Origin of the sequence: Campylobacter hepaticus (assembly GCF_001687475.2) — a bacterium.
GTDB classification, from domain to species: Bacteria; Campylobacterota; Campylobacteria; order Campylobacterales; family Campylobacteraceae; genus Campylobacter_D; species Campylobacter_D hepaticus.
This window is the reverse complement of sequence record NZ_CP031611.1, coordinates 622,083-648,837: the sequence shown is the minus strand read 5'-3', so window position 1 is coordinate 648,837 and position 26,755 is coordinate 622,083. Positions and strand designations below refer to the sequence as shown.

The window sequence follows — 26,755 nt, the reverse complement described above, 5'->3', positions numbered from 1 at the left end:
TTAATTTAATTTATAAAATTATATCATAAATTTTTTAATTAAGATTTAATTAATATATTTTTTATAAGAATATTATAATTTTAATCTAAAAATAATGATAAACTAAAAATTTATATTTTTGTTTTAGATAAAATTGATTATAATTTCAAGTGAGTTATGAAAAATTTATATTAAAAAAGGGAAAAAATGACACAAGAAGAGCTTGATGCTTTAATGAATGGCGAAGTTGATCTTGATTTAGAATCAAAAGAGCAAATACAAGATAAAGAATCTGAAGTTGAAGAAGATACTTTAATGTTGGAAGATGTAAAAATAGCTGATTACAAGCCTAATCCTAGTGTAGTGTGGCCACCACCCCCACCAAATCAAGAACATAAAGTTGTACATCAGCTTGATGATGTAACAAGAGATAGCGAGCTTAAAGCCACTGAAATGATGGATAAACTTGAAAGTATTAATAATTTTTTTGCAGATTCTGAAAATTTAACTAAAGAGATCAATAAAGCATTGGAAAAAAATATTGATATTTTTTCTAAACTTAGTGAAAAATTTCCCAATGTAGTAAGTTTTAATGAGACCTTAGAATTAAATAAGACGATTAAAAAAAATGTTAATGATATGGTTGCTAATCTTCAAAGTGGACAAGATGAAGTGATGATGGCTATGGATGCAATGCAATATCAAGATATCCATCGTCAAAAAATTGAACGTGTTATTAATGTTATGCGCGCTTTAAGCCGTTATATGAGTTCGCTTTTTGAAGGTAAAATTGATGATAAAAAGCGAGTAAGTTCTGCTGTTCATATTGAAGGTGACAATACTGCTGATATTGTAAGCAATGATGATATAGAAGCTTTAATTGCAAGTTTAGGACAAAAATGATCATCCCTCAAATAGTAGCCCCTGCAGGAAATTTTATTAAATTAAAAATTGCTTTAGCTTATGGTGCTGATGCGGTTTATGCAGGTGTGAATAATTTTTCTCTTCGTTCGCGTACCGCAAGAGAATTTAATTATGAAAGTTTTGAAGAAGCTATAAAATATACCCATGAACGAGGTAAGAAAATTTATGTTACTTTAAATGGTTTTTATTTAAGTTCACAAATTGAAGGTTTAAAAAGGCATATATTAAGATTACGTCAAATGAATCCTGATGCTTTTATTGTAGCTTCTTTGGGTGTTATGCGTTTGGTAAAAGAACTTGCTCCTGAAATTGCTTTACATGTTTCTACGCAAGCTAATATTTTAAATTATTTAGATGCGCAAGCTTATAAAGATATGGGTGCTAAAAGAGTAGTTATTGCAAGAGAATTAGGGCTTAAAGATGCTAAGGCTTTAAAAGAAAATTGTGATATAGAGCTTGAAGCTTTTGTGCATGGTTCTATGTGTTTTGCTTATTCTGGGCGTTGTTTAATAAGTTCTGTGCAAAGTGGAAGGATGAGTAATCGAGGTTCTTGTGCTAATGATTGCAGATTTAATTATGAACTTTATGCAAAAAATCCTGAAAATGGTACTCTTTTTCGTTTGGAGGAAAATGAAAATGGCACTCATGTATTTAATTCTAAAGATTTAAATCTTTGTTCTTATATAGAAAAAATAATGCAAGAAAATTGCATTAGTGCTTTTAAAATTGAAGGTCGTACTAAAAGTGAATATTATGTTGGATTAACAACAAGAACTTATAAAATGGCTATACAAGATGTTTTACAAGGTAAGTTTCAATCAAGTAAATATGAAAAAGAAATCGCTACGCTTAAAAATAGAGGTTTTACAGATGGTTATCTTGTTATGCGTCCTTTAGATAAAACTAATACACAAAATCATTATGCAAGTATAGAAGAAGGGACTCATCAAGTTCATGGTATGAGTGAAGATGGTATGTTTTTTAAATGCAAGGGTAAGGTGATTTTAAATACTCCTTATGAGATTTTAATGCCTTTGTATGATACAATAGATTTGTGTGATAATGCTTTGGGTAAAATTTATAAAAAAGAAGATAAATATTTTGTGGAATTTAAAAAACTTATAGCTAAGAATAATAAAGAATTTAATGAAATTCATAGCGGTAATGAAAATGCAATTCAATTACCAGGTCGAATTAGCCCGTTAAGTTTTCTAAGAAAGGAAATATAAATGGATTTTGTTTCAATTTTAATAGGAAGTAAAAGTGATTATGAGGTTATAAAAGAGACACTTAAAATTTTAGAAAATTTTGAAGTCAAATATGAGCTTATTATTTCCTCAGCTCATCGTAGTCCAAAAAGAACAAAAGAATATATTATAGATGCTGAAAAAAGAGGTGCTAAGGTTTTTATTGCAGCAGCGGGTATGGCGGCACATTTAGCAGGAACTTGTGCTGCTTATACTATAAAACCTGTTTTGGGTGTTCCTATGCCTGGAAGTAATCTTGCTAGTATAGATTCTTTATTTTCTACTGTGCAAATGCCTAGTGGAATTCCTGTAGGGACTTTAGCTATTGGTAAAGCTGGAGCAATTAATGCTGCTTATTTGGCAATACAGATTTTAGCTATTGATAATACAATTTTGACTCAAAAACTTAAACAAGATCGTTTTGATAAAGAGCAAAAACTTATATTTGATTCAAAAGTAGTTGAAGTTTTATTATAAGGAATAAAAATGCAAACTTATTTAGAGCTTGAAGAATTTTGCAAATTAGTACATTTAAATGAAGATGTTGTAAGAGGTATGATAGCTAATGGTGCTTTAAAATTTAAAGAAGAAGAGGGTAAGATTTATATTGAAGCGCATCAAGGAACTTTTAGTGTGGTGCCAAGTGCATCTAAATCTCAGCATGCTATGGTCAATTCTATGTCTTTAGCTGGTGAAAGTTTTATTGAAAAAACTATAGGTACTATTTTAAATTTGCATGAAAAAGTTTTAGATGCTAAAGATGAGACACTAGATGCTTTAAAAAATGAGAATAAATTTTTAAAAGATGCGCTTTATTCTATGCAAGAGCTTTATGATGAAGATAGAAAAACCATAGAAACTTTAAATAATGAGCTAAAACATGCACGAGAAGAAATAGAATTTCTTAAACGTAAATATAAATTAATGTGGAGTAAGACCACAGAAATTTTTGGAGCTAATGCAGAACCTGATTTACAAATGAATAAGAATTTAGATCAAACTGATCACAATATAGGATAACTAAAGAGAGAAAAAATGACTTTTTCAAAAATAATACTTACTTTGCAAAATTATTGGCAAGAGCAAGGTTGTGCAATTGTTCAGCCTTATGATATGCCAGCGGGTGCAGGAACTTTTCATCCTGCTACTTTTTTAAGAAGTTTGGGAAAAAAACCTTGGGCAAGTGCTTATGTAGCACCTAGTAGAAGACCAGCAGATGGACGTTATGGAGAAAATCCTAATCGTTTGGGATCTTATTATCAATTTCAAGTTTTGATTAAACCAAGTCCTGATGATATACAAAAATTATATCTTAAAAGTCTTGAAAATTTAGGTTTTGATTTAAAAAGTCATGATATCCGTTTTGTTGAAGATAACTGGGAAAGTCCAAGTTTAGGTGCTTGGGGTCTAGGATGGGAAGTTTGGCTTGATGGTATGGAAGTGACTCAATTTACTTATTTTCAGCAAGTAGGGGGTATTCCTGTAGATTTAGTTAGTGCTGAAATTACTTATGGACTTGAAAGAATAGCTATGTATTTGCAAAATGTGGATAATGTATATGATATAATTTGGAGTGAATATAATGGAGTTAAGATGAAATATGCAGATATACATAAGCAAAGTGAATATGAATTTAGTAAATATAATTTTGAACTTAGCGATGTTAAAATTTTAAATGAACAATTTGAAAATTCTTATCAGGAGTGTAAGAATATTTTACAAGAAGGCTTAGCTTTGCCTGCCTATGATTATTGTATGCTTGCTGCTCATACTTTTAATCTTTTAGATGCAAGAGGTGCGATTTCTGTTGCTCAAAGACAAGATTATATGTTAAAAATTCGTGAGCTTTCTAAAAATTGTGCTGAAATTTATAAGAAGAATTTAAATGAAGCTGAGTGAAATTTATAATTTTTTAGATAACTTAAGTCCTTTTGACACTCAAGAATCATGGGATAATAGCGGTCTTTTACTTGGGGATGAGAATAATGAAATTTCGAAAATTTATTTAAGTTTGGATATTGATGAAAGTATTATTGAGAAAGTAAGCGAAAATTCTTTACTCATTACGCATCATCCTTTGATTTTTAAAGCTTTGAAAAATTTAAGCGGTAAAGATTATCCTAAAGGTTTTATTAAAGATTTGTTAAGGAAAAATATTTCTTTAATTAGTATGCATACAAATTATGATTTAAGTCATTTAAATGCTTATTTTGTTGAAGAAATTTTAGGTTTTAATATTTCTTTTAAAGATGAATTTTTAATTTACGTAGAAAATTCTATGTCTTTTGAAAATTTATGTACTTTGGTAAAAAACAAATTAAATATAAAAAATTTGCGTATAAGTGATTGTGGTAAAAAAGATATAAAACGTATTGCTATTTGTACTGGAAGTGGTGGAGATTTAATTTCTAAAGTAGATGCAGATTGTTTTTTAAGTGGAGATTTTAAATATCACCAAGCTTTAGAAGCTATTAGTAATCAATTAAGTCTTATAGATTTAGGACATTTTGAAAGTGAAAGATATTTTTCTCAATGTTTAGCAAAGGACTTGAAAAATTTGCCACTACAAGTTATAATAACAGTTTCAAAAAATCCATTTCAATATTTTTAAGGAAAATAAATGAATAAATATCTTGAGCAATTAGTGTTATTATCAAAAATAGATCAAGAAATTGATAGTTATGAGCCTAAAATAGAAAGTATTCATAAGACTTTAAAAGATGCTGAATTGAAAATAGAAAATATTAATGCAGGTCTTGAAAAGATTGATGATGAAATTAAAGATATAGAAAATCAAAAAATTCAAAATAATGCACATATTGCAGAGTTTTTGGCAAAAATTAAAGAACTTTCTAAAAAGAGTGGGGCAGTAAAAACAGAAAAAGAAGCTAATGCTTTAAAAATTGAAGAGGATATTGCAAAAGAGCAGTTAGATGCAGCAAATGATGAAATTATAAGATTAGATAAAATTTTAGATAATAAAGAAATTTATAAAAAGGAACTTCAAGAAGAGAAGTTTAAGCAAGAAGAAAATATAAATGAAATTAGAGCAAATATTAAAGCTGAAATGGAAATTTTAGAAAAAGACCGTATGAGTATATATGATAAAAAAACTAAACTCATTAATGAGATGAATCAAAAGGTTTTAAGTTTTTATGAAAAAATTCGCAAATGGGCGAAAAATACTGCCATTGTTCCGGTAAAAAAACAAGCATGTTATGGATGTTTTATGAAAATTTATGATAAAACTTATTTATCTATTATTAAAGATGAAGAAATTGTAACATGCCCTCATTGTGGAAGAATTCTTTATAAAGCTCAAGAAGAATAAAGTTGGTCTTTTTTTACTATATTTTAGTATGGATAGCATTTTTATTTTGCTTTATTTTTCTTTTTTTATTTTCTTTTTTAAAGCCTAAATATAAGATGAGTTTAAAATCTCGTTTCTTTTTGTATCGAAATTATTATCAAGAAAAGGCTGATGTGCATTTTCATGTTTGTTCTTATGGGGAAGTTAAAAGTATTAAAGAATTAAGTTTAGAATTTGATTCAAGAATTACTACTATTACTCAAACAGGTTTTGAATGTGCAAAGCAATTTTGCACAAAAGTAAATTATCTTGTTTTTGAAAATTTCTTACCTTTTTGGTTAAAGCCTTGTAAAGTTTTAGTTATTTTTGAAGCAGAGTATTGGCTTATGCTTGTTTTTATGGCAAAATTATATCAAGCAAAAATTATTTTATTAAATGCAAGAATACCTGATAAATCTTATGAATCTTATAAAAAATTTTCATTTTTTTATAAAAAAATTTTTTCTTATATTGATGAAGTTTTTGCACAAAGTAATTTAGATAAAATAAGACTTGAAAATTTAGGTGCTCAAAATGTTCAAATTTTTAAAAATATTAAAGCAAACATAAGTATTAAAAATCATAAAAACTATTTAAAACCTAAAGAAAAATTAATAGTTTTTGCAAGTACTCATAAAGGTGAAGAAGAACTTTTGCTTGAAAATTTTCAATTAGAGGGAAATGAAAAACTTATTATTGCTCCACGTCATCCAGAACGTTTTAAAGAAGTTGAAGATTTACTTTTAAAAAAGAAATTAGATTTTGTAAAATTTACTTCTTTAAAAGATCAAAATCATTTTTTTTGTAAAAATGTTTTACTTTTAGATACTTTAGGTGAGCTTTTAAATTTTTATGCTATTTCTGATGTTGTTGTACTAGGAGGTTCTTTTATAGAGGGTATAGGCGGTCATAATCCTGTTGAAGTAGCATATTTTAATAATGTTTTAATAAGCGGGAAATTTATTCATAATCAAAAAGTTTTATTTGATGAAGTAGAGAATGTATATTTTTGCGAAGATTTAAAAACATTAAATAGGCAAATTCACCATGCAAATTTAAAAGCTAAAATTTTTAAGAAAAATGATTTAAAGCTTATTGTACAAACTATACAAGAAGGAATTGATGCAAGAAAAAGCTTATAAAATTTTAGCTTTGCAAGAAAAAATTTCGAATCGAGAAGCCAAAGATTTAATTGATAGGGGTTGTGTTTTTTCTCATGGAAAAAAAATTACTCTTGCAAGAGCTTTGATGAGTAATAAAACAAGATTTAATATAATAAAGATAAAAAATCCTCAAATTATTTTTGAAGATGAAAAAGTTCTTGCTATTAATAAGCCTTATGCTTATGTCAGTGAAGATTTAGAAAAAAGATTTAATGCTAAACTTTTAAATCGTTTAGATAAAGAAACTAGCGGTATAATTTTACTTTGCAAGGACGATAATTTTAGAAAACTTTGTATAGAAGAATTTAAGCAACATAGGGTATATAAAAGTTATATTGCTATTTTAGATGGAGTTTTAGCCGAAGAACTTGAGATTAATGAGCCAATTTTAACTATAAAAACTAAAGGCGGGGCATTAAGTAAAATTTCTAAAGATGGTTTAAGTGCTTTAAGTTTAGTTAGACCTATATTAATACAATCAAAAAAAACTTTAGCAAAAATTATAATTAAAACAGGTAGAACGCATCAAATTAGAGTGCATACACAATTTGTAAAACATGGTGTTGTGGGCGATGAAAAATATGCAAAAATTTCAAGCGATAGAATGTACTTACATAGCTATGAATTGAAAATATTGACTTATTCTTTTAAAGCAAATTTAGATAATGATTTTACAAAATTTGGTTTTGAAATAAAAAATTTAGATTTTTAAAGCCATTTAAGAAAAAATTTTGTATAATGCAAGATTTGATTAATAAATTTATAGAAAGGTGATAAAGTGTTTGAATTACTTAGTGAATCTTTTAAGTCAGCAATAAATAAAATTCGTTTTATTGATGATGCAAAGGCGCTTAAAAATGCTTTAGAAACCTTAAAAAAAGCTTTATTGAAAGCAGATGTCCATCATAAAGTTACAAAAGAACTTGTAGTTTTAATAGAAGAAGATCTTAAAAAAAATGGTATAGGACAAAAACAGTTTTTAGATGCTATTAAAACAAATTTAGAAAATATTTTAAATGTTAAGAATAAAAATCAAGGTTTTGTATTTGCTTCTAAACCACCAACAGTAGTTTTAATGGCTGGTTTACAAGGTGGTGGTAAAACAACAAGTACTATTAAACTTGCAAATTATCTTAAGTTACGCGGTAAAAAAGTTTTAGTTGCAGCTTGCGATTTGCAACGTTTAGCAGCTGTAGAACAACTTAGGCAACTTTGCAAGGTAAATGAAATTGAGCTTTTTTTTATAGAAAATGAAAAAAATCCTCTTAAAGTTGCTACTCAGGCTTTAGAGAAGGCTAAAAATTCTATGGTAGATGTTTTACTTGTAGATACTGCAGGACGTTTAGCAATAGATGAAATTTTAATGGATGAATTAAAAGCAATAAAAAATATTTTAAAGCCTGATGAAATTTTTTATGTTGCAGATGCTATGAGTGGACAAGATGGAGTAAAAACTGCAATAAATTTTCATGAATCTTTAGATATTAGCGGGGTTATTTTATCTAAATTTGATGCAGATACCAAAGGTGGCGTAGCTTTGGGTATAGCAAAACAAGTAGGCATTCCTTTAAGATTTATTGGTGTTGGAGAGAAGGTAGCAGATTTAGAAGTTTTTATACCTAATCGTATCGTAAGCCGTATTATGGGTGAAGGAGATTTACTTACTTTAGCTGAAAAAACTGCTGCAGTAATTGATGAAAAAGAAGCTAAAAAATTAAATCAAAAAATTAAAAAAGGTGAATTTAATTTTAATGATTTTCTTGATCAAATGGAAAGTATAAAAAAATTAGGTAGTATAAAATCTTTGATTGGTATGATACCAGGACTTAATACGATGTCTAATGCATTAAAAGATATAGATTTAGATAATTCTAAAGAAATTATACACATTAAGGCTATGATTTCTTCAATGACTTCTAAAGAAAGAGAAAATCCTGATTTATTAAATAATTCAAGAAAACGTCGTATTGCTCAAGGGGCTGGACTTTCACAAATGGAAGTTAACCGTTTTTTAAAACAGTTTAATAATGCTGCAAAACTTGCAAAAAGATTTTCAGGAAAAAAAGGAATGGAAAATTTAACTCAAATGATGAGTCAAGCTAGAAGACAATTTTAAAAAAGTTTATTTATAAATATTGCTTAGTATTTATAAATAAACTTTGAAATTTAAGGAGTATAAATGACAGTTATTAGACTTACAAGAATGGGCAGAACAAAAAGACCATTTTATCGTATAGTAGTTACTGATAGTAGAAAACGCCGTGATGGTGGCTGGATTGAGAGTATTGGATACTATAATCCTATGGTAGAACCTGAGTTAATTAAAGTAGATATAGAACGTTTAAATTACTGGAAAAGTGTTGGTGCAAAACTTAGTGATAAAGTCGCTTCTATTACTAGTAAATAATTATGGTAGAAAATTTTCTTAAAGAATATGCAAAATTAATTGCAGATTATCCTGAGCAAATTGATATTCAAAAATTAGAATTAAGTGAAAATTTTTTTGAAATTATTCTTTTTGCGCATAAAGTTGATACAGGTAAACTTATTGGTAAAAATGGAAAAATGATTAATGCTATTAAGACAGTAATTTCTGCTTATAAAAGCAAGGAAGTAAATACTTATAGAGTAACGGTAAAAGCACTTGAGTGAAAAAGATTTTGTTCAAGTTGCCAAACTTGGTAAAACTGTTGGTCTTAAAGGGTATATAAAATTATACAATCTTAGTGATTTTTCTTCTCAGTTTAAAAAAGATGCTTCTTTTTTTATTGAAAATGGTAAAAAAATTTTAAAAATTAAACATTATAATGCAAATAATTCTACTGTTTTGTTTCAAAATTATGAAGATATTCAAAAAGCTAAAGAATTGATCAATATGATTCTTTTTCAAAGTATAGAACAAAGTAGACAAACTTGTAAATTAAAAAAGGACGAATTTTTTTATTTTGATATTTTAGAATGTGAAGTTTTTGATGAGCATATAAAATTAGGAAAGGTGATTAATATTTTAGAAATAGGAACTTCTTATTTACTTGAAGTGCAAAGTGATGAAAAATGGGTAGAAAAAAAATATTCTCAAAAATTTTTTATTCCTTATTTAAATAAATTTATAAAAAGTGTAAATATACAAAAACGTGAGATTTTTTGTACTAAAGATGCTTTTTTAATTTTAGAAAACTCATGAAATTTACATTTATTTCTTTATTTCCTCAATTAATTGAATTTTATTTTAAAGATTCTATACTTTTAAAAGCACAAGAAAAAGGATTGTTTCAAACGTATTTTGTCAATCCAAGAGATTTTTCTAAAAATTCTTATCATAAGGTCGATGATTATAAAATAGGTGGTGGTGCAGGACTTTTAATTCAAGTTGAACCTTTATGTGAAGTTTTGCAAAATATTAAAATGAAAGAAAAAAATTCTCATTTTATATTTTTAACTCCTAGTGGAAAAACTTTTAATCAAAAAGATGCTAAGCGTTTGAGTATAAAAAAAAATATAGTTTTTATATGTGGACGTTATGAAGGTGTAGATGAAAGAGTACTTGAATTATATGCTAATGAGGTTTTTAGTATAGGAGATTTTATTTTAACAGGAGGAGAATTGCCAGCCCTTGTTATGTGTGATGCAATTTTAAGAAATGTAAAAGGGGTTTTAGGCAATATACAAAGTTTAGAGGAAGAAAGTTTTGAAAATGCTTTGCTTGAAGCACCTTCTTTTGCAAAACCTTTTATTTTTGAAAAAGGAAATAAAAAAATTTCAGCTCCTTCAGAGTTTTTAAAGGGTAATCACGCTAGAATTGCAAGTTTAAAAACTACTTTAGCGTCTTGCAAAACAAAATTTTTTCGTCCAGATTTATTTTTAGAGCATGAACGCAAAAAATGAGGAAATTTTATGAAAAATAAATATATAGAGCAATTTGAAGCAAAACAAATTCAAGATAAGAATATTCCAGATTTTCGTGCTGGAGACACTTTAAAGCTTGCAATTCGCATTAAAGAGGGCGATAAAACAAGAATTCAAAATTTTGAAGGTATTTGTATTGCTAGAAGAGGCAATGGTGTAGGTGAAACTTTTATTGTTCGTAAAATGGGTGCTAATAATGTTGGTGTTGAGAGAATTTTCCCTATTTATAGTGAAAGTTTAGAAAGTATTAGTGTTTTGCGTCGTGGTCGTGTACGTCGTGCTAGATTGTTTTATTTAAGAGATAGACGCGGTAAAGCAGCCCGTATTAAAGAACTTAAAAAATAATTATATTTCATTTGTGAAATTAAAATTAGTTCATAATTTTTATTATTTGATTAAAATTATTAATTATATTCTTGTATAATATTTATAAACAATATTATACAAGGGAAAAGAATGTTTTTTATTCAAAAAAATTGGTTATTGCTAACTTTGTTAAGACTTTTAAATTTTAATAAATATCAATTAATTGCTTATTATATTATATTATTTAAAGAATTTATTTTTAAAATTACAGTTCAATTTTATTATGCTTTAGATAAAAACAATATCAGACAAAATATAAAAAAGATATATAACATTTTTTATATTAAAAAAAATAGAAATAAATTATCTATATTTAAAAAAGTTAAATTTTGTATTGAAACTTGTTTTACTTCTTTGAAGATAAATACCCAATGTTTTGAAAATTCAAAAAATTGTTATAGCTTAATACAACTAAGACCTTGTATTGTTTTAGTTTATAAAAATTATCTGATAGAATGGAATAAATGATTATGATGTGGACAAAAAATTCTTGGAAAAATTATCCTATAAAACAACAACCTGTATATCCAAATCAAGAGGAATTGAATAAAGTTTTATCTAGACTTGAAAAACTTCCTCCTCTTGTTTTTGCTGGAGAGGTTAGAGATTTGCAAAATGTTTTAGCTAAGGTTGCGCGTAAAGAAGCTTTTTTACTTCAAGGTGGAGATTGTGCTGAAAGTTTTGAAAATTTTGGAGCTATAAATATTCGCGATATGTTTAAAATTTTACTTCAAATGGCTATAGTTCTTACTTTTGCTAGTGGATGTCCTGTGGTGAAGATTGGTCGTATTGCTGGGCAATTTGCTAAGCCAAGAAGCGATGATTTTGAGGAATTAAATGGGGTTAAACTTCCTAGTTATCGTGGGGATATTATTAATGGTTTTGATTTTAATGAGGCGGCAAGAATTCCTGATCCTAAAAGAATGCTTGAAGCTTATTATCAAAGTGCAACGACTTTAAATTTATTGCGTGGTTTTGCTAAGGGAGGTTTAGCAGACTTGCATGAGGTGCATCGCTGGAATTTAGGTTTTTTGAAAAAAAATGAACTTCATAAACAATATGCTGATATTAGTGAAAAAATTTCTCAAGCTTTAGCTTTTATGGAGGCATGCGGAATTAATACAAATAATACTCCTAGTTTAAAAGAAGTAAGCGTTTATACTTCTCATGAGGCTTTATTATTACCTTATGAACAAGCTTTAACTAGAGTTGATAGTTTAAGTGGGGAAATTTATGATTGTTCAGCACATATGTTGTGGATAGGTGAAAGAACCAGGGGTATTAATGAAGCACATGTGCATTTTTTAAGTGGTGTTAAAAATCCTTTAGGAGTTAAAATAGGTCCAAATGCCAAGGCAGAGGAGGTTATAGCTTTAGCTCATGCTTTAAATCCAAATAATGAAGAAGGCAGGTTAAATATTATTATTCGTATGGGTGCGCATAATATTGCTAAAAATTTACCACAGATTTTTTCTAAACTTAAAAGTGAAGGTTTAAATTTGATTTATAGTATCGATCCTATGCATGGTAATACTGTAAAAGCTGGAAATTTTAAAACACGTGAATTTGATAATATTATGGAAGAAGTAAGAACATTTTTTGAACTTGCTAAAAGTGAAGGTATTTACGCAGGAGGGGTGCATCTTGAAATGACAGGACAAGATGTTACTGAATGCACAGGTGGAGCAAGTAATGTGACAACTCAAACTTTAAAGCAACGTTATGAAACCCAATGTGATCCAAGATTAAATGCTGATCAAGCATTAGAACTAGCGTTTTTAATAGCTGATTTAGTAAAAAAGGCTAGAAAATGAAGCTTTATGGAATAAAAAATTGCAATTCTGTAAAAAAAGCTATAGATTTTTTGCATGAGAAAGATTTAGATTTTGAATTTTTAGATATTAAAAAGATTGGTCAAGAAATTTTATCTTTATGGCTTAAGCAAAAGTCTTTTGAAGAGTTAATTAATAGTGCAGGTTTGACAGCTAAAAAACTTGGATTAAATAAGGAAAAAATTAAAAATTTAAATAATAAAGAACTTGAAAAAATAATTTTAGATAATCCAAGTTGTATTAAACGTCCTGTTATTGAATATGAGAAAAAAATTTATATTGGTAAAGAATATGAAGTAATTTTATAATAGAGTGTATTTTACACTCTATTATTTATAAGTTGTATAATTTCATTCTCATAAGGAAATCTTTGACTTTCACAGTTTATTAACTGTCTTTTGGAAAAGACAATATCTCCATTTACTTCAACGATGAAATCTCCTTTTTTGCCAATTTCAAATTCTATTGTTATATCTTTAAAATTATTTTGTAATTCTTCTGCAACCCTTGCAGCTTGTGGATAATAATTTCAAATATTGCAATAAGTAATTTTTATTTTCATTTTGTTCTTTAATTTTAATTTTTTAAGATGATATCTTAAGTGATCTATTATAATGCATTTTGAGTAAATTTTTCCATTTATATTAAAAAATCAATTCAATTTTATTATTAATTTCTTTCAAATTCAGCCATAACAATTTATAATTTTTAAAAATATTAGTTTTGGAAAAATAAAGGAAAAAAATGAGTCAATTTACCCATTTACATTTACATACAGAATATTCTTTGCTTGATGGGGCGAATAAAATTAAAGAACTAGCAATGACTTTAAAAAAACAAGGTGCGACAAGTGTAGCTATGACAGATCATGGCAATATGTTTGGAGCAATTGATTTTTATCAGACTATGAAAGCGCAAGGTTTGAAACCTATTATTGGTTTAGAAGCTTATTTGCATAATCATGATCAATTAAATGATAAAAGTTCACGTCAACGTTTTCATTTGTGTTTATATGCTAAAGATGAAATAGGCTATCAAAATTTAATGTATTTGAGTTCTCAAAGTTATATTAAAGGTTTATATTATTATCCGCGTATTAATAAAAAACTTTTAAAAGAATATAGTCAAGGTTTGATTTGTTCTTCAGCTTGTTTACAAGGTGAAATTAATTGGCATTTAAATACTTATAGTCAAAGAAATTTGCGTTTTGGTGCAAAGGGTTATGAAGCAGCAAAAGAAGCAGCTTTGTGGTATCAAGATGTTTTTGGAGAAGATTTTTATTTAGAAATTATGCGTCATGGTATTAATGATCAAAGAATGATAGATGATGATATTATAAGACTCTCTAAAGAATTAAATATTAAAATTATTGCTACAAATGATACGCATTATACTTTTAAAGAAAGAGCTGCTGCACATGAAGTTTTTATGTGTATTGCTATGGGTAAAAAATTAAATGATCCTGATAGAATACGTCATAGTGTGCATGAATTTTATGTTAAAAGCCCTGCTCAAATGAGTGAAATTTTTGCAGATATACCAGAAGCTATAGAAAATACTCAAGAAATAGCTAATAAATGTAATCTTGAATTAAATTTAGGTAATCCAACACCACCTAATTTTAAATTTACAAAAGAATATGCCAAAAAATATAATATTTCTTTGCCAGAAGAAACTAAAGATTTTAGTTTTGAAAATGATGATATGGTTTTTGAGAAACTTTGCAAAATAGGGCTTGAGGAAAGATTGAAATTTATTGATGTTGGTAAACATGATGAATATAAGCAAAGACTTGAAACTGAGATTGATATTATTAAAAATATGAAATTTTCAGGTTATATGCTTATTGTTCATGATTTCATTAAAGTGGCCAAAGATAGAGGTATTCCTGTAGGACCTGGGAGGGGTTCAGCAGCAGGTAGTTTAGTTTCTTATTGCTTAAGAATTACAGATTTAGATCCTATTCCTTATAGTTTGCTTTTTGAACGTTTTTTAAATCCTGAACGTGTAAGTATGCCTGATATTGATGTTGATTTTTGCCAAGATAGACGTGCTGAAGTAATTGATTATGTTATTGATAAATACGGAGCAGATAAAGTTGCGCAAGTTATTACTTTTGGTAAGCTTTTAGCTAAAGGTGTGATACGGGATGTGGCTAGGGTTTGTGATATGAGTATTCAAGATGCTGATGAACTTGCTAAACTTGTGCCTGAAGAACTTAAAATTACTTTAGATACAGCTTATGAAAGAGAGCCAAAAATTAAAGAATTTATTAATCGTCATCCTAAAGGATCTGAAGTTTGGGAGTATGCAAAAGCATTAGAAGGTTTAAATCGTAATGCAGGTATGCATGCAGCAGGTGTAGTAATTTCTAATGAAAGTTTATGGAAAAAAACTCCCCTTTTTAGGCAAAGTAAAAATGATGAAAAGCATTTGGTGACTCAGTATTCTAAGGATCATTTAGAAGATGTGGATTTAATCAAATTTGACTTTTTAGGACTTAAGACTTTAACAGTAATTAATAATGCTATGAAGCTTATTAAAAAACGTTACAATAAAGATATTATTTGGGAAACTATTGATGTTAATGATGCTAACGTTTATAAGACTATACAAAGTGGCAATACTTTAGGAATCTTTCAAATTGAATCAGATGGTATGCAAAGTTTAAATGCACGATTAAAACCAGAGCGTTTTGAAGATATTATTGCGGTTTTAGCACTTTATCGTCCAGGCCCTATGGAATCAGGAATGCTTGATGATTTTATTGATAGAAAACATGGTATAAAAAATATAGAATACCCTTTTGATAGTTTAAAAAAAGTTTTAGAACCAACTTATGGAGTAATTGTTTATCAAGAACAAGTTATGCAAATTGTTCAAATTATAGGTGGTTTTTCTTTAGGAGGTGCTGACGTAGTACGTCGTGCTATGGGTAAAAAAGATCCTGAAAAGATGAAAAAACTTAAAAGTGAATTTGCTGACGGGGCTCAAAAGCAAGGTTATGATAGAAGTAAGGCTGAAGATTTATGGGAGTTAATTGTTAAATTTGCTGGATATGGTTTTAATAAATCTCATTCTGCTGCTTATGCACTTATTACTTTCCAAACAGCTTATTTAAAAACTTATTATCCTAGTGAATTTATGGCTGCTCTTTTAACGAGTGAAGAAAATAATGTAGATAAGATTGCAGTTTATATTGATGAAATGAAAAAAATGAATATTAAGCTTTTACCTCCATCGATCAATAAGGCTATGCGTGAGTTTAGTGCTTTAGAGCAAGATGGCAAAGATGCTATTTTATATGGTTTAGGAGCTATTAAAAGTGTAGGAATTCCAGCGGTTGAAAATTTGCTTGAAGCAAGAGAAAATGGAGAATTTAAAGATATTAATGATTTTTTGGGTAAGATAGATCCAACGAAAATTAATCGTAGGACTTTGGAAAGCTTTATTAAAGCAGGATCATTTGATGAGTTTGGTTTTACTCGAAAAACTTTATTTAATAACATGGATAATCTTAGTGAAGCATCGCGTAAAATGGCAGAGTTGAGAAAAAATGCAGCAAATTCTCTTTTTGATCAAGATGATTTAACTTCAGGAATTCAAGTAGATTTTGTCTCTAAAGATGAGGAATTTGAGTTAATGGAAAAATTAGCTTATGAGAAGGAAATTTTAGGAATTTATGTTTCAGGTCATCCATTGGATAGATTTTATGAGCAAATTAATGCTATAGATTATATAAAAAGTTTAGATTTTGAGAATTTAAAAAATAATGGGGAAATTTTAAGTATAGGAAAAATTGAAGATTTTAAATCTATGATGAGTAAAAATAATAAACGTTATGGAAGAATTGAAATTTTAGATTATTATTCTTCTTTTGATGCTATTGTTTTTGAATCCAATGTCGAAGAAATAGAAAATATTTTTAAAGATGAGAAGCTAAGGAATTATGCTTATGGTTTTATTTTAAGTTTTAAAACGCAAGGAGGTGAAAAGCCAAGCTTTTTTTTAAGAGCTATTAAAAAATTAGAAGACCTTGAAAATGGAGAAATTAAAGCTATAAAAAAAATGAGCATGAAAAAAGAATTAAAAAATAAAGACAATCAATTTATCGCAGATCCAAAAGAATTTGAAAAAAATATTATAGAATTAGATCTTAGTCGTTTAAATAGAGAATTGATATATGAAATTCATGAGATTGCTAGAAATGCACATAATCCTAATGAAAAAAACAATAAAAAGCTTGTTTTAAAAGTTATTAGTGCAGGTTCTTGTTTATTATATCATACTGATTTTGTTATTTCTGATAGTGTGGGAAAAGAAATTGCTAGTAAGTATGCTTAAAATATTTTTTATTTAAATTGATCAAATAAAATTTTTCCAAGTCTTATCATATTAGAACCACATTGTATAGCGAGTTTAAAATCACTGCTCATCCCCATTGAGCAAATTTTAGCTCCGTATTTTTGCAATTTTTCATAAATGTTAAAAGTATGTTCAAAACTTTTAATAATTTCATATGTATTTTTACTATGGCTTCCTATGCTCATTACGCCACAAAGATTTAAATTAGGGCATTCTTCTTGAATCTTTAAGTATTCTTCAATAGCAATATCAGGATTTAAACCGCTTTTACTGTATTCATTAGCGCTATTAATTTCTAATAAGGTATCCAGTTTATAATTAAGTCTTTTATTTACAGCTTGGGCTATTTTTATTCCATTGCAAGAGTGCCACAAAATAGGTTTTTGTTTTATAAGTAAGTTAATTTTATTACTTTGTAAAGTTCCTATAAAATGCCATTTTATATTTAAATTTTTATTATCAAGAATATATTTTTTTTGAGCTAAGGCTTGCACTTGATTTTCCCCAAATTCTACAATACCTTGTGTATAGATTTTTTCTATAATATTTGCATCAACATATTTGCTTGCAGCAATTAATCGAATATTTTTTGTTTGTTCTAAAATTTGTTGTACGGTCATTTTAAAAGTCCTTTATTTTTTATATTTAATATATTTGTTTTATTTATATTAAGATTATTATAGCCTATTGTATTTGTAATTTAAGTATTTATTTTAAATTTTATTGTTCGAATTTTAGATGCATTGTATTTAATATATCTTGTAAAATATTTGTAATATTATAGATTGTTATATTGTAATAATACGGATTTATCAATTGTTTTATAGCATTAAAAGGAAATTTTATTTGTTAAATTAGCAGGATTGATTGTTTTTGAAGTATCAATGGTATTTTTTCTAAAATATTTTATTAAGGGTATAATGTAAATAGGTTTTTTATTTGTATACCCTTAAAGATTTCTTAAATATTTATTGAGTATTTTTTATATTTTTAAAGTTTAAAAAATATAAAAAAACTTGCATAATTAAAATGATTTTTATAACAGTTTCGCTTGCATTATGTATACTTATAAATTTTTGTTCATTTATAATTTGTTCTCCTAAATTTTGAAAGTCAATGATGGTATAAGTGAAATAAAAAACAAATATTAAGCTTAAAATTAAAATAAGTATACTTAGCATGAGTTTTGAAAATTTTATATAAAATGGAAAATCATTTTTTATATAAGAATAAAGTTCAAACAAAAAATGAATAGTTGAAATGATAATCAATGAATATCCCATTTTGACAAAGATTTGAGTCATGATTAAACCACTTTGATAATGATTTAAAATTCCTTCTCCTATAAATTTTTGTGGATAAAAAATTGCTGGTGCAACAACTATACCAAGTATTATTTCTATCCCTACCATAGCAGCAAGTAAAAATAAATTAATAGCTTTCAATATTTTTTCCTTTTTTTAATTTTTATCATAACATATTATTTTAGTTTTTGAGCCACAAAAGCGCGATAATAACCTTGTTCATCTTTAAAAAATTCAGCTTTAAATTGATGTTGATCTAAAATTTTTTTTAAAATTTCTTTTTGATCATAACCAAATTCACATGCTAAAAACTGTGCTTTTCTATTTATAGAAAAATTAATAATTTGTTCTAAAATTTCATACCCTTTCTCTCCGCCAAACAAAGCTTCTTTGGGTTCTTGTTGTACCCAAATATCTACAGGATATGATGTTTGAATATAAGGAGGATTTGAAAAAATGAAATCATAATTTTGTTTTATTTGTTTAAAATCGCAAAGTTTGAAATCAATTAAATGATCAACTTGATGTATTTTAGCATTTTCTAATGCTAATTTTAAAGCTTTGGGGTTAATATCGCATGCCGTGATGTGAATCCCAAGTTCTTTGGCTAAAACTATACTTAAAATTCCACTTCCAAATCCTATTTCTAATATATTATTAAAAGTGTGTATTTGACATAATTTTAAAATTTCAAAAAGTAAAATTTGACTATCATAGCGAGGTATTAATACACCTTTTTTTATTTTAAATTCCAAACCATAAAAGTCTGTTTTTTCAAAAATATATTCAAAAGGTTCTCCAAGTTTAAATCTTTCAATCAGTTTAAAATAAGCTTGAAAATCAAATTTTAAATCTTGATTTAAAAAAAGCCAAGCTTTATCTTTTTGCAAATATTCGCAAAGTATAAACACTGCTTCATTTTCGTATTCTTTGAGCATGGCTTTGGCTTTTATAAGAGCATTTTTTATGGTCAAGTAAGAGCCTTAAGTCTATCGCTAATGCTTGGATGTGTAAGATAGAAAAAAGTATATATTTTACTTGTTTTAATAAAAGCTTTATTTTCTTTTGCTAGGCTTATAAGTGCATTTTTCATATCTTCCTTGCTGGTCATTTTAGCGCCATGTCTATCAGCTGCGTATTCATTTTTTCTGCTTAAAGCATTAAGTATAGGAGAAATAAAAAAACTAAAGATATTAGAAAAAATAAATAAAAGAGCAAATACTCCGCTTTTAACACCTTCTAAATGACTTTCTAAATAAACAAATTCAGGTAAATGAGCAAAAACAAAAAAAAGTAAAAATATAGTAAGTGCACTATTGAATAAAGTTTTAATAATATCTTTATGAACAAAATGTCCAAGTTCGTGAGCTAAAACAGCCAAAAGTTCTTTTTCATTTAAAGCTTGCAAGAGTGTATCAAAAAGTACAACTCTTTTGCTTTTAAAAAGTCCTCCAAAATAAGCATTTAAACGTTTATCTCTTTTGCTTGCATCCATAATATAAATTCCATTAGCATTAAATCCACATTGTTGCATTAGTTTATTTATTTTATTAAGCAAGTTTTCATCATCAAGTTTTTGCATTTTATTAAAAATAGGTGTAATCAAAGTAGGATAAATAAGATTGATAATAACAATAATACTAAAACTAAAAATGAATGCTCCAATCCACCATAAATTACCAAAAAAATCATAGCAAAAAAGCAAAGCATATAAGATTAAAAATCCAAAAATTAAAGTTAAAACAAGGTTTTTAAGTGAATCTTTAATAAAAAGTTTTATGGTCATATTTGAAAAACCATGGGCTTTATCTTTAATAAAACTTTCATAGATATTTAAAGGTAGATTTAAAATACTTGTAAGAATTAAAAAAGTAAGCAAAAATAAAGTGTTTTCAAGGAGGGAGTTAGTGGAAATAAATAATTCTTTAAGATAAAAAAATCCAAATCCTATCCATGCAATATTGACTATTAAGGTGTAAAAATTTGAAAAAAGTTTAAATTTTTCATTTTCTATGGCAATATTTGCTGCTTGTTTATAATCTTTCTCGTTTAATATTTGTGCTTTTTCTTGTTTTTCTTTTTCTAAAAAATGAATTTGATTATAAGAAATCCAAGATACAAGTGCTGTGTAAAGACATAAGATTGCAATTAAAGTCATATAATTTCCTTATTAATATTTTTTGTCAATTCTAGCTTAGAAATGATGAAATAAAGTTAATAATTACATAAATTAAAAAATAATTTTCTTTTCAGTAATTTTAAGGTATATTTTGTGATAAAAGGATGAAAAATGTTTTTTTAAAAAAGAATACCTATAAACAAAACAACTTATCTAATTATAGCCAAACTATGTTAGATTATAGATTGTATGAATTTAAAAATAAAATTAAAAAATAAGCAAAGAGGAAGCATCAGCCTATTTACTTGCTAAGTAATTAAGTAAGCTTATTAAGGCTGATAAATTTTAATTTATTTTTTCTTAGGGCGAAAAACTTTGATGATTTCACTATTTTCTTGTATATAAGATCCGCCTATTAAGTCTATACAATAAGGTATTGCTCCAAAAATAGGTTCTAAGCATTCTTTTATAGCTTTAGGATTTCCTGGTAGATTGATAATTAAAGATTGCTTACGAATTCCTGCTGTTTGTCTTGAAAGTATAGCTGTGCTAATAAATTTCAAACTTTCTAAACGCATTAATTCTCCAAAACCAGGCATGAGTTTTTCGCATACGGCTTGTGTAGCTTCTGGGGTTAAATCTCTAGGTGATGGACCTGTTCCTCCGCTTGTAATGATAAGATCGCATTTCTTTTCATCTGATAAGTAAAGTAGTTTTTCAACGATTAAATCATATTCATCGGGTATTAATTCTTTATGATAAAGTATTTCATTTTTAATGTAAGAATTTAAAACCCTTTCTATTTCAGAAGTAGCCTTATCTTCATATATTCCATTGCTTGCTCTATCGCTAAGTGTTAAAATTCCTATTTTAATTATATCCATTTTTTCTCCTTAAATGTTTTATAACCAACCTTTCTTTTTAAAAAAAATAACAGGTAGTATTATGGAGATAATCATAACACCAAGTACTACAGGATAAGCATAATGTAATTCAAGTTCGGGTATAAATTTAAAATTCATTCCATAGACAGTGCCGATTAAAGTAGGTGGCATCATGGCAACAGTTGCGACAGTGAAAAGTTTAATAATTTTATTTTGTTCTATATTTATCTGACTTGCTAAAATAGTTTGTATATTATCTAAAATATTAAGCTGAGAAACACTAAATTCTACTAAAGAATTTAAATCTTTTAATACTATGGTTAAATTTTGTTTAATATCTTTATCAATTTTATCACTTTTTAATAAAGAGGTCATGGTTCTGCGTTTATCAAATAAAGAATCTCTAACTCGCATATTAAGTTCTTGTAAACTTGAAATATCTTTTAACATCGTATCATAATTATATTCGTCTTTTTTTTCTAATACACTTGTTCTTAATCGTCTTGCTTCTTTATCTATCCATTCAAGCAAATCCGCATCTTTTTCTACTCGTACTTCGAACATTTTATCAATAATATCAAAACCGTCTTCAAAATTTTTTGGGCTTGCAAGTATTCTAGCTTGGATTTCTTCAAAGGTATTAAATTCGTTATATCTTATGGTAAATAATATATTTTTTGCTGTAGCAAAGGTGATAATTTCAGAATAAAGTTTAATAGAATTTTCATTAAGATCTTTAATTAAAAAATGAGCATTGATGGTTATAGTTAAATTATCTTCCCAATATTTTGCACTTAGTTCAATTTCTTCTCTTTCTTCTTTTGTTGGAAATTCAAGATCAAATTCATTTGATATAAAAGCAATTTCAGTTGCACTTGGATGAAGTAGATCTATCCATAAAATATTTTGCGGTAATTCTTGGCTATCAAGATTAAAATTGATTTTTTGCACTAAAGCATTTTTGGTTTTAACATAAATATAAAGCATGTTTATTCCTTGTTTTAACTTTAAGATTATACCTTGATTTGCTAAAAAATAGCTTGTATCTAAAATGTTTCCAAAACTTATTAAATTTCTAAAATATTCTTAAAATAAGGAGTTTAATATGAAAGGAAATATTTTTTTTAATTTAAGTATTATGGTTTTATTGTTTTCAAATTTATATAGCATTGATGCAAATTTAGTTCAAGCCGCACAAGAAGAAGGTAGAGTAAATTCTTTAGCTATGCCTGATACTTGGGCAAATTGGAAAGATACTTGGGAGGATCTTGAAAGAATTTATGGTATTAAACATAGTGATACAGATATGAGTTCAGCTCAAGAGCTTGCTAAATTTAAAGCCGAGAAAAAGAATGCTAGTGCTGATATAGGAGATATAGGGATTTCTTTTGCAGACATTGCTTTTAAACAAGGGTTAACTCAGGCTTTTAAAACAAGTTATTGGGATGAAATTCCTTCTTGGGCAAAAGATCAAGAAGGACATTGGATTTTAGCTTATACTGGTACTATTGCTTTTATTGTTAATAAAGAAGTAGTTAAACATATACCTAAAACTTGGAAAGATTTGCTTAAGGGAAATTATAAAATAACACTAGGAGATGTAAGCTCGGCAGCTCAAGCAGTAAATGCGGTTTTAGCGGCAAATTATGCTTTAGGTGGTGATGAAAAAGATCTTAGTTTGGCTTTAGAATTTTTTAATATTTTGGCTAAACAAGGAAGACTTGTTAATAATGATGTTAGTATAGCAAATCTTGAAAAAGGAGAAATTGAAGTAGGTTTAGTTTGGGATTTTAACGCTTTATCTTATAGAGATAAAGTAGGTAAGGAGCGTTATGAAGTTTTAATTCCTGGTGATGGCAGTGTTATTTCAGGTTATACAACTATTATTAATAAATATGCAAAACATCCAAATGCAGCTAAATTAGCTCGCGAATTTATACTTTCTGATAAAGGGCAAATTAATCTAGCTAAGGGTTATGCAAGACCTATAAGAATTGATTATATTATCTTGCCAGATGATATACAAGTTAAGCTTTTGCCAAGTGAACAATATAAAAATGCAAGAGTAATTAAAGATCAAAAAGCATGGGAAAAAAGTGCTAAATCATTACCACGACTTTGGCAAGAAAAAGTTATAGTGGATATGAAATAAAGGAAGATAAATGAAAAAGGTTATTTTAATAAGTGCTATGTTTTATAATATTTTATTTGGAGTTGAAAAATATCAAGCAAATTTAGCAGGACATATTGTTATAGATTCAAAAACTATGGTTGAAATTCCTAATGATGCTCCTGAGTTTTTCAAAACTTATGGAAAATTTTCAAATTTTACAAGAGAAGAAAAAATCGGTACTTTTAAATCCAAAGGCAATAGAGAAACAGATTTTTATTTGCCTTTGAAAAATCAACCCATACAAGGACATAGCGGGATAAAATATATTCCTAATGAAGGTGTTTACTGGGTGCTTAGTGACAATGGTTTGGGTAAAAAACATAATTCTTATGATGCTATGCTTTATGTTCATAAATTTAAATTTGATTTTGAAAATTCAAAATATGAACTTTTAAAAACAGTTTTTTTAAGGATGGTGATAAAAAATATCCTTATCCCATAAGTTCTGAAACAAGCAAAGAAAGATATTTAAGTGGAGCTGATTTTGATTTAGAGAGCATACAAATTATTAATGAAGAATTTTACATAGGTGATGAATTTGGTCCTTATTTGCTTCATTTTGATAAAAATGGGAATTTGAAAGAAGTTTTTGATGTATATGTGGAAGGTAAAAAACTTATTTCTCCTGATAATCCAAGTTTAAAATTGAATGATAAACCTAATGGAGAAAATCCAAAATTTAATGTTAAGCGTTCTAAAGGTTTCGAAGCTATGGCAAGTTCTAAAGATTATTCTAAGCTTTATTTGCTTTTAGAAGGAAGTATTTATGATAACAATGTTTATGAAAATGAAAAGGGTAGAGAATTTTTAAGAATTATAGAATTTGATCTTAAGGCAAAAAAGTTTACAGGTAAAAATTATAAATATTTTTTAGAAAATAATAATCACTCTATAGGTGATTTTAATATGATAGATGATAAATACGGCATTATTATAGAAAGAGATCAAAAAGAAGGTATTAGTAACAAGGCTTGTAAAGAAAACAATATTAAGAATTGTTTTAATAAAATAGCCGAATTTAAAAGAATTTATAAGGTTGAATTAGATGATAAGAATCATGAAGCTCGAAAAATTTCTTATATAGATCTTTTGGATATTAAAGATAAAAATAAAATTTCTAAGAAGCCTTTAGTAAATGATAAATTTGTTTTCCCATTTGAAACGATAGAAGGAGTGGATGTAGTGGATAATGCTCATATTGTAGTGGAAAATGACAATAATTTTCCTTATTCTTCAAGTAGAGAGCCTAATAAAACCGATGATAATGAATTTATTTTACTTGAAGTTAAAGATTTTCTAAGGAGTAAGTAATGTCAAAAGTGATTTTGGTTGTGCTTGATGGTTTAAATTTTATCAGTGCTAAATTTAATATGGGATATTTAAATGCTCTTTGTAAAGAGGATAAGGGTCAGCTTTATGCTTCCTAGCATATCTCGGCCCTTGTATGAATGTTTATTAACAGGAATTAAACCTGTTTTAAGTGGTATTGTAAATAATGAGCTTAGTTTTTCAAAACAAATTAGTATTTTTGATCTTTGTAAAAATCAGGGTTTAAAAGCAGGATCCGCGGCTTATTATTGGATTTTTGAACTTTATAATAAAAAACAATTTCAAGCTTGTTTACATCGTCACGTAGAAGATGAAAATTTAATTTTACCTTATGGACATTTTTATTATGAAGATGATTATTTAGATTCCCATTTATTTGCTGATGGAGAGCATTTAAGAAAAAAATATAATTTGGATTTTACTCTTATACATACTATGAATATAGATGATGCAGGTCATAAATTTGGATCGTATTCTAATGAGTATATTAATAAAATAAAAAAAGCAGATTATATTATTTCTCAATACTTACCTTTTTGGTTGGAACAAAATATCAATGTTGTTATAACAAGTGATCATGGAATGGGAGTTGGTAAAAGTCATGGTGGTTTGAGTGAAGATGAAATTTTAGTCCCATTTTTTACTTTTGGTTCAATTTTTTCTTGTGCTCAAAATATAAAAATAAAACAAGATGAAATTTGTGGCACTATTTGCGAAATTTTAGGTCTTTTGCATGATAAAAAATATAATCAAGAGCTTTTAAAAGGTTAAATAATGAAAAAAGTATTTTTTTTAATTTTAAGTTTAATAAGTTTTGTTTTTTCAAATGATAAAATCATTATAGCTCATAGAGGGGCTAGTGGGTATTTAGTTGAGCATACTTTAGAAAGTAAAACTTTAGCTTATGCTATGGGTGCTGATTATATAGAACAAGATTTGGTCATGAGTAAAGATGATAAACTTATTGTCATTCATGATCTTTATTTAGATCATATTAGTGATGTAGCCCAAAAATTTCCAAAAAGATCTAGGTTAGATGGGCATTTTTATGTTATAGACTTTACTTTAGCTGAGTTAAAAACTTTAAACATGAGTGAGCCTTTTGTGTTTAAAAATGGAATTAAAACTGCTAAATATCCTAAGCGTTTTCCAATTGATAAGGCTCAATTTAGTATTCATACTTTTGAAGAAGAAATAGAGCTTATACAAGGTCTTAATAAGGTATTTAATCAAGAAATAGGACTTTATGTAGAAATAAAAAAACCTTGGTTTCATAAACAAGAGGGTAAAGATATAGCTAAAGCTACTTTGGAAATTCTTAAAAAATATGGTTATACTCAAAAAAATGACAAGGTTTATTTGCAAAGTTTTGATTATCCTGATTTAAAACGTATAAAGAGGAATTATTTCCTATTATGGGTATGAATTTAAAGCTTATTGCTTTGATTGCTGATAATAATTCTAAAGAAACTTTCCAATGGATAAATGGTAAATTAAAGGCTTATGATTTTATGCCTTTTATAGAAGCTAAGAATTTTAATGAAATTGTTAAAGTGGTTGATGGAGTAGGACCTTCTTATAATATGCTTTTTAATGTACAAAAAAGCCAAAAAGGAAACTTAGTTTTTACAGATTTTGTTAAAAAGGCTCACAAAAGCGGTTTGTTAGTCCATCCTTATACTTTAAGAATAGATGCTTTACCTCCTTATGTGAGTTCTTATCATAAGTTATTTGATGCTATATTATTTAAAATTAATGCTGATGGTGTTTTTACAGATTTTCCAGATATTGGTAAGAAATTTTTAAGGTTTTGAG

28 protein-coding genes and 2 pseudogenes are annotated in these 26,755 nt (G+C 27.2%); 23 read left to right on the top strand and 7 right to left on the bottom strand.

Features of this window, described 5'->3' with window-relative positions; translation table 11 throughout:
• The first annotated feature begins 186 nt into the window (after window positions 1-186).
• The 17 genes from A2J15_RS03190 (at window position 187) to A2J15_RS03105 (ending at window position 13,074) form a co-directional block, all read left to right on the top strand.
• On the top strand, window positions 187-882 hold the full coding sequence (locus A2J15_RS03190; RefSeq protein ID WP_066776781.1) for a chemotaxis protein: 696 nt from the start codon (window positions 187-189) through the stop codon (window positions 880-882).
• Complete coding sequence (locus A2J15_RS03185; RefSeq protein ID WP_066776784.1) at window positions 879-2,132, top strand: peptidase U32 family protein; 1,254 nt, start codon at window positions 879-881, stop codon at window positions 2,130-2,132. Before A2J15_RS03190 ends, A2J15_RS03185 begins: the two co-directional genes overlap by 4 nt.
• Entirely contained in the window at window positions 2,133-2,627 is a 495-nt protein-coding gene (gene purE / locus A2J15_RS03180) for a 5-(carboxyamino)imidazole ribonucleotide mutase (RefSeq protein WP_066776788.1), read from the top strand.
• Between the two features lie 9 nt (window positions 2,628-2,636).
• Window positions 2,637-3,170, top strand: coding sequence for a DUF3972 domain-containing protein (locus A2J15_RS03175; protein WP_066776790.1), 534 nt, complete (start codon window positions 2,637-2,639; stop codon window positions 3,168-3,170).
• Window positions 3,171-3,185: 15 nt separating this feature from the next.
• On the top strand, window positions 3,186-4,049 hold the full coding sequence (gene glyQ, locus A2J15_RS03170; protein ID WP_066776793.1) for a glycine--tRNA ligase subunit alpha: 864 nt from the start codon (window positions 3,186-3,188) through the stop codon (window positions 4,047-4,049).
• Window positions 4,036-4,761, top strand: a complete 726-nt coding sequence (locus A2J15_RS03165; RefSeq protein ID WP_066776795.1) for a Nif3-like dinuclear metal center hexameric protein — start codon at window positions 4,036-4,038, stop codon at window positions 4,759-4,761. The genes glyQ and A2J15_RS03165 overlap by 14 nt, the downstream gene beginning before the upstream one ends.
• Window positions 4,762-4,770: 9 nt before the next feature.
• A complete protein-coding gene (locus A2J15_RS03160; protein ID WP_066776797.1) occupies window positions 4,771-5,481 on the top strand; it encodes a zinc ribbon domain-containing protein in 711 nt (236 codons plus the stop codon).
• Window positions 5,482-5,483: 2 nt separating this feature from the next.
• The gene (gene waaA / locus A2J15_RS03155; RefSeq protein ID WP_066776799.1) at window positions 5,484-6,641 is read left to right on the top strand and encodes a lipid IV(A) 3-deoxy-D-manno-octulosonic acid transferase; all 1,158 of its coding nucleotides are present in this window, start codon (window positions 5,484-5,486) and stop codon (window positions 6,639-6,641) included.
• Complete coding sequence (locus A2J15_RS03150) at window positions 6,622-7,374, top strand: RluA family pseudouridine synthase (RefSeq protein WP_066776802.1); 753 nt, start codon at window positions 6,622-6,624, stop codon at window positions 7,372-7,374. The genes waaA and A2J15_RS03150 overlap by 20 nt, the downstream gene beginning before the upstream one ends.
• A 66-nt stretch (window positions 7,375-7,440) precedes the next feature.
• Window positions 7,441-8,778, top strand: coding sequence for a signal recognition particle protein (ffh, locus tag A2J15_RS03145; RefSeq protein WP_066776805.1), 1,338 nt, complete (start codon window positions 7,441-7,443; stop codon window positions 8,776-8,778).
• Between the two features lie 63 nt (window positions 8,779-8,841).
• On the top strand, window positions 8,842-9,069 hold the full coding sequence (rpsP, locus tag A2J15_RS03140; protein ID WP_066776807.1) for a 30S ribosomal protein S16: 228 nt from the start codon (window positions 8,842-8,844) through the stop codon (window positions 9,067-9,069).
• Between the two features lie 2 nt (window positions 9,070-9,071).
• The gene (locus A2J15_RS03135) at window positions 9,072-9,314 is read left to right on the top strand and encodes a KH domain-containing protein (protein WP_066776809.1); all 243 of its coding nucleotides are present in this window, start codon (window positions 9,072-9,074) and stop codon (window positions 9,312-9,314) included.
• A complete protein-coding gene (gene rimM / locus A2J15_RS03130) occupies window positions 9,307-9,846 on the top strand; it encodes a ribosome maturation factor RimM (RefSeq protein WP_066776814.1) in 540 nt (179 codons plus the stop codon). The genes A2J15_RS03135 and rimM overlap by 8 nt, the downstream gene beginning before the upstream one ends.
• The gene (gene trmD, locus A2J15_RS03125) at window positions 9,843-10,547 is read left to right on the top strand and encodes a tRNA (guanosine(37)-N1)-methyltransferase TrmD (RefSeq protein WP_066776817.1); all 705 of its coding nucleotides are present in this window, start codon (window positions 9,843-9,845) and stop codon (window positions 10,545-10,547) included. The genes rimM and trmD overlap by 4 nt, the downstream gene beginning before the upstream one ends.
• Before the next feature lie 9 nt (window positions 10,548-10,556).
• The gene (gene rplS / locus A2J15_RS03120; RefSeq protein ID WP_066776818.1) at window positions 10,557-10,913 is read left to right on the top strand and encodes a 50S ribosomal protein L19; all 357 of its coding nucleotides are present in this window, start codon (window positions 10,557-10,559) and stop codon (window positions 10,911-10,913) included.
• Between the two features lie 494 nt (window positions 10,914-11,407).
• Window positions 11,408-12,748: a class II 3-deoxy-7-phosphoheptulonate synthase gene (locus tag A2J15_RS03110; RefSeq protein WP_083074272.1), complete on the top strand. Its 1,341-nt coding sequence runs from the start codon at window positions 11,408-11,410 to the stop codon at window positions 12,746-12,748.
• On the top strand, window positions 12,745-13,074 hold the full coding sequence (locus A2J15_RS03105; RefSeq protein ID WP_066776823.1) for an ArsC/Spx/MgsR family protein: 330 nt from the start codon (window positions 12,745-12,747) through the stop codon (window positions 13,072-13,074). Before A2J15_RS03110 ends, A2J15_RS03105 begins: the two co-directional genes overlap by 4 nt.
• An 11-nt stretch (window positions 13,075-13,085) precedes the next feature.
• Here A2J15_RS03105 and A2J15_RS07880 read toward each other — a convergent pair whose 3' ends face one another.
• Window positions 13,086-13,328, bottom strand: a complete 243-nt coding sequence (locus tag A2J15_RS07880; protein WP_260338346.1) for a SelT/SelW/SelH family (seleno)protein — start codon at window positions 13,326-13,328, stop codon at window positions 13,086-13,088.
• 182 nt (window positions 13,329-13,510) lie between these two features.
• Here A2J15_RS07880 and dnaE point away from each other — a divergent pair, with 182 nt between their 5' ends.
• A complete protein-coding gene (dnaE, locus tag A2J15_RS03095; RefSeq protein WP_066776825.1) occupies window positions 13,511-17,110 on the top strand; it encodes a DNA polymerase III subunit alpha in 3,600 nt (1,199 codons plus the stop codon).
• An 8-nt stretch (window positions 17,111-17,118) separates the two neighbouring features.
• Here the strand turns inward: dnaE and A2J15_RS03090 are convergent, their stop codons facing one another.
• From A2J15_RS03090 to corA, 6 genes are all read right to left on the bottom strand, one after another.
• The gene (locus A2J15_RS03090) at window positions 17,119-17,751 is read right to left on the bottom strand and encodes a YggS family pyridoxal phosphate-dependent enzyme (protein WP_066776828.1); all 633 of its coding nucleotides are present in this window, start codon (window positions 17,749-17,751) and stop codon (window positions 17,119-17,121) included.
• 348 nt (window positions 17,752-18,099) lie between these two features.
• A complete protein-coding gene (locus A2J15_RS03085) occupies window positions 18,100-18,576 on the bottom strand; it encodes a DUF4149 domain-containing protein (RefSeq protein WP_066776829.1) in 477 nt (158 codons plus the stop codon).
• A gap of 35 nt (window positions 18,577-18,611) precedes the next feature.
• Complete coding sequence (locus A2J15_RS03080) at window positions 18,612-19,409, bottom strand: HemK/PrmC family methyltransferase (protein ID WP_066776832.1); 798 nt, start codon at window positions 19,407-19,409, stop codon at window positions 18,612-18,614.
• Window positions 19,406-20,593 (bottom strand): M48 family metallopeptidase, encoded by a 1,188-nt coding sequence (locus tag A2J15_RS03075; RefSeq protein ID WP_066776835.1) that lies wholly within the window; start codon window positions 20,591-20,593, stop codon window positions 19,406-19,408. Before A2J15_RS03075 ends, A2J15_RS03080 begins: the two co-directional genes overlap by 4 nt.
• Window positions 20,594-20,904: 311 nt before the next feature.
• Window positions 20,905-21,438, bottom strand: coding sequence for a molybdopterin adenylyltransferase (gene mog, locus A2J15_RS03070; RefSeq protein ID WP_066776837.1), 534 nt, complete (start codon window positions 21,436-21,438; stop codon window positions 20,905-20,907).
• Between the two features lie 18 nt (window positions 21,439-21,456).
• On the bottom strand, window positions 21,457-22,425 hold the full coding sequence (corA, locus tag A2J15_RS03065) for a magnesium/cobalt transporter CorA (RefSeq protein WP_066776839.1): 969 nt from the start codon (window positions 22,423-22,425) through the stop codon (window positions 21,457-21,459).
• Between the two features lie 118 nt (window positions 22,426-22,543).
• Between corA and A2J15_RS03060 the strand changes: the two genes are divergently transcribed.
• The 5 genes and pseudogenes from A2J15_RS03060 to A2J15_RS07870 all read left to right on the top strand — a co-directional run bounded on the left by A2J15_RS03060 (window position 22,544) and on the right by A2J15_RS07870 (window position 26,754).
• Window positions 22,544-23,590 (top strand): ABC transporter substrate-binding protein, encoded by a 1,047-nt coding sequence (locus A2J15_RS03060; RefSeq protein WP_066776843.1) that lies wholly within the window; start codon window positions 22,544-22,546, stop codon window positions 23,588-23,590.
• A gap of 10 nt (window positions 23,591-23,600) precedes the next feature.
• A pseudogene (locus A2J15_RS03055) lies at window positions 23,601-24,922 on the top strand (esterase-like activity of phytase family protein).
• Window positions 24,922-25,711, top strand: a pseudogene (locus tag A2J15_RS03050) (alkaline phosphatase family protein). Before A2J15_RS03055 ends, A2J15_RS03050 begins: the two co-directional pseudogenes overlap by 1 nt.
• Window positions 25,712-25,714: 3 nt before the next feature.
• The gene (gene glpQ / locus A2J15_RS07875) at window positions 25,715-26,365 is read left to right on the top strand and encodes a glycerophosphodiester phosphodiesterase (RefSeq protein WP_227655833.1); all 651 of its coding nucleotides are present in this window, start codon (window positions 25,715-25,717) and stop codon (window positions 26,363-26,365) included.
• Window positions 26,356-26,754: a glycerophosphodiester phosphodiesterase family protein gene (locus A2J15_RS07870; RefSeq protein WP_253689735.1), complete on the top strand. Its 399-nt coding sequence runs from the start codon at window positions 26,356-26,358 to the stop codon at window positions 26,752-26,754. The genes glpQ and A2J15_RS07870 overlap by 10 nt, the downstream gene beginning before the upstream one ends.
• The last annotated feature ends 1 nt before the right edge of the window (window position 26,755 follow it).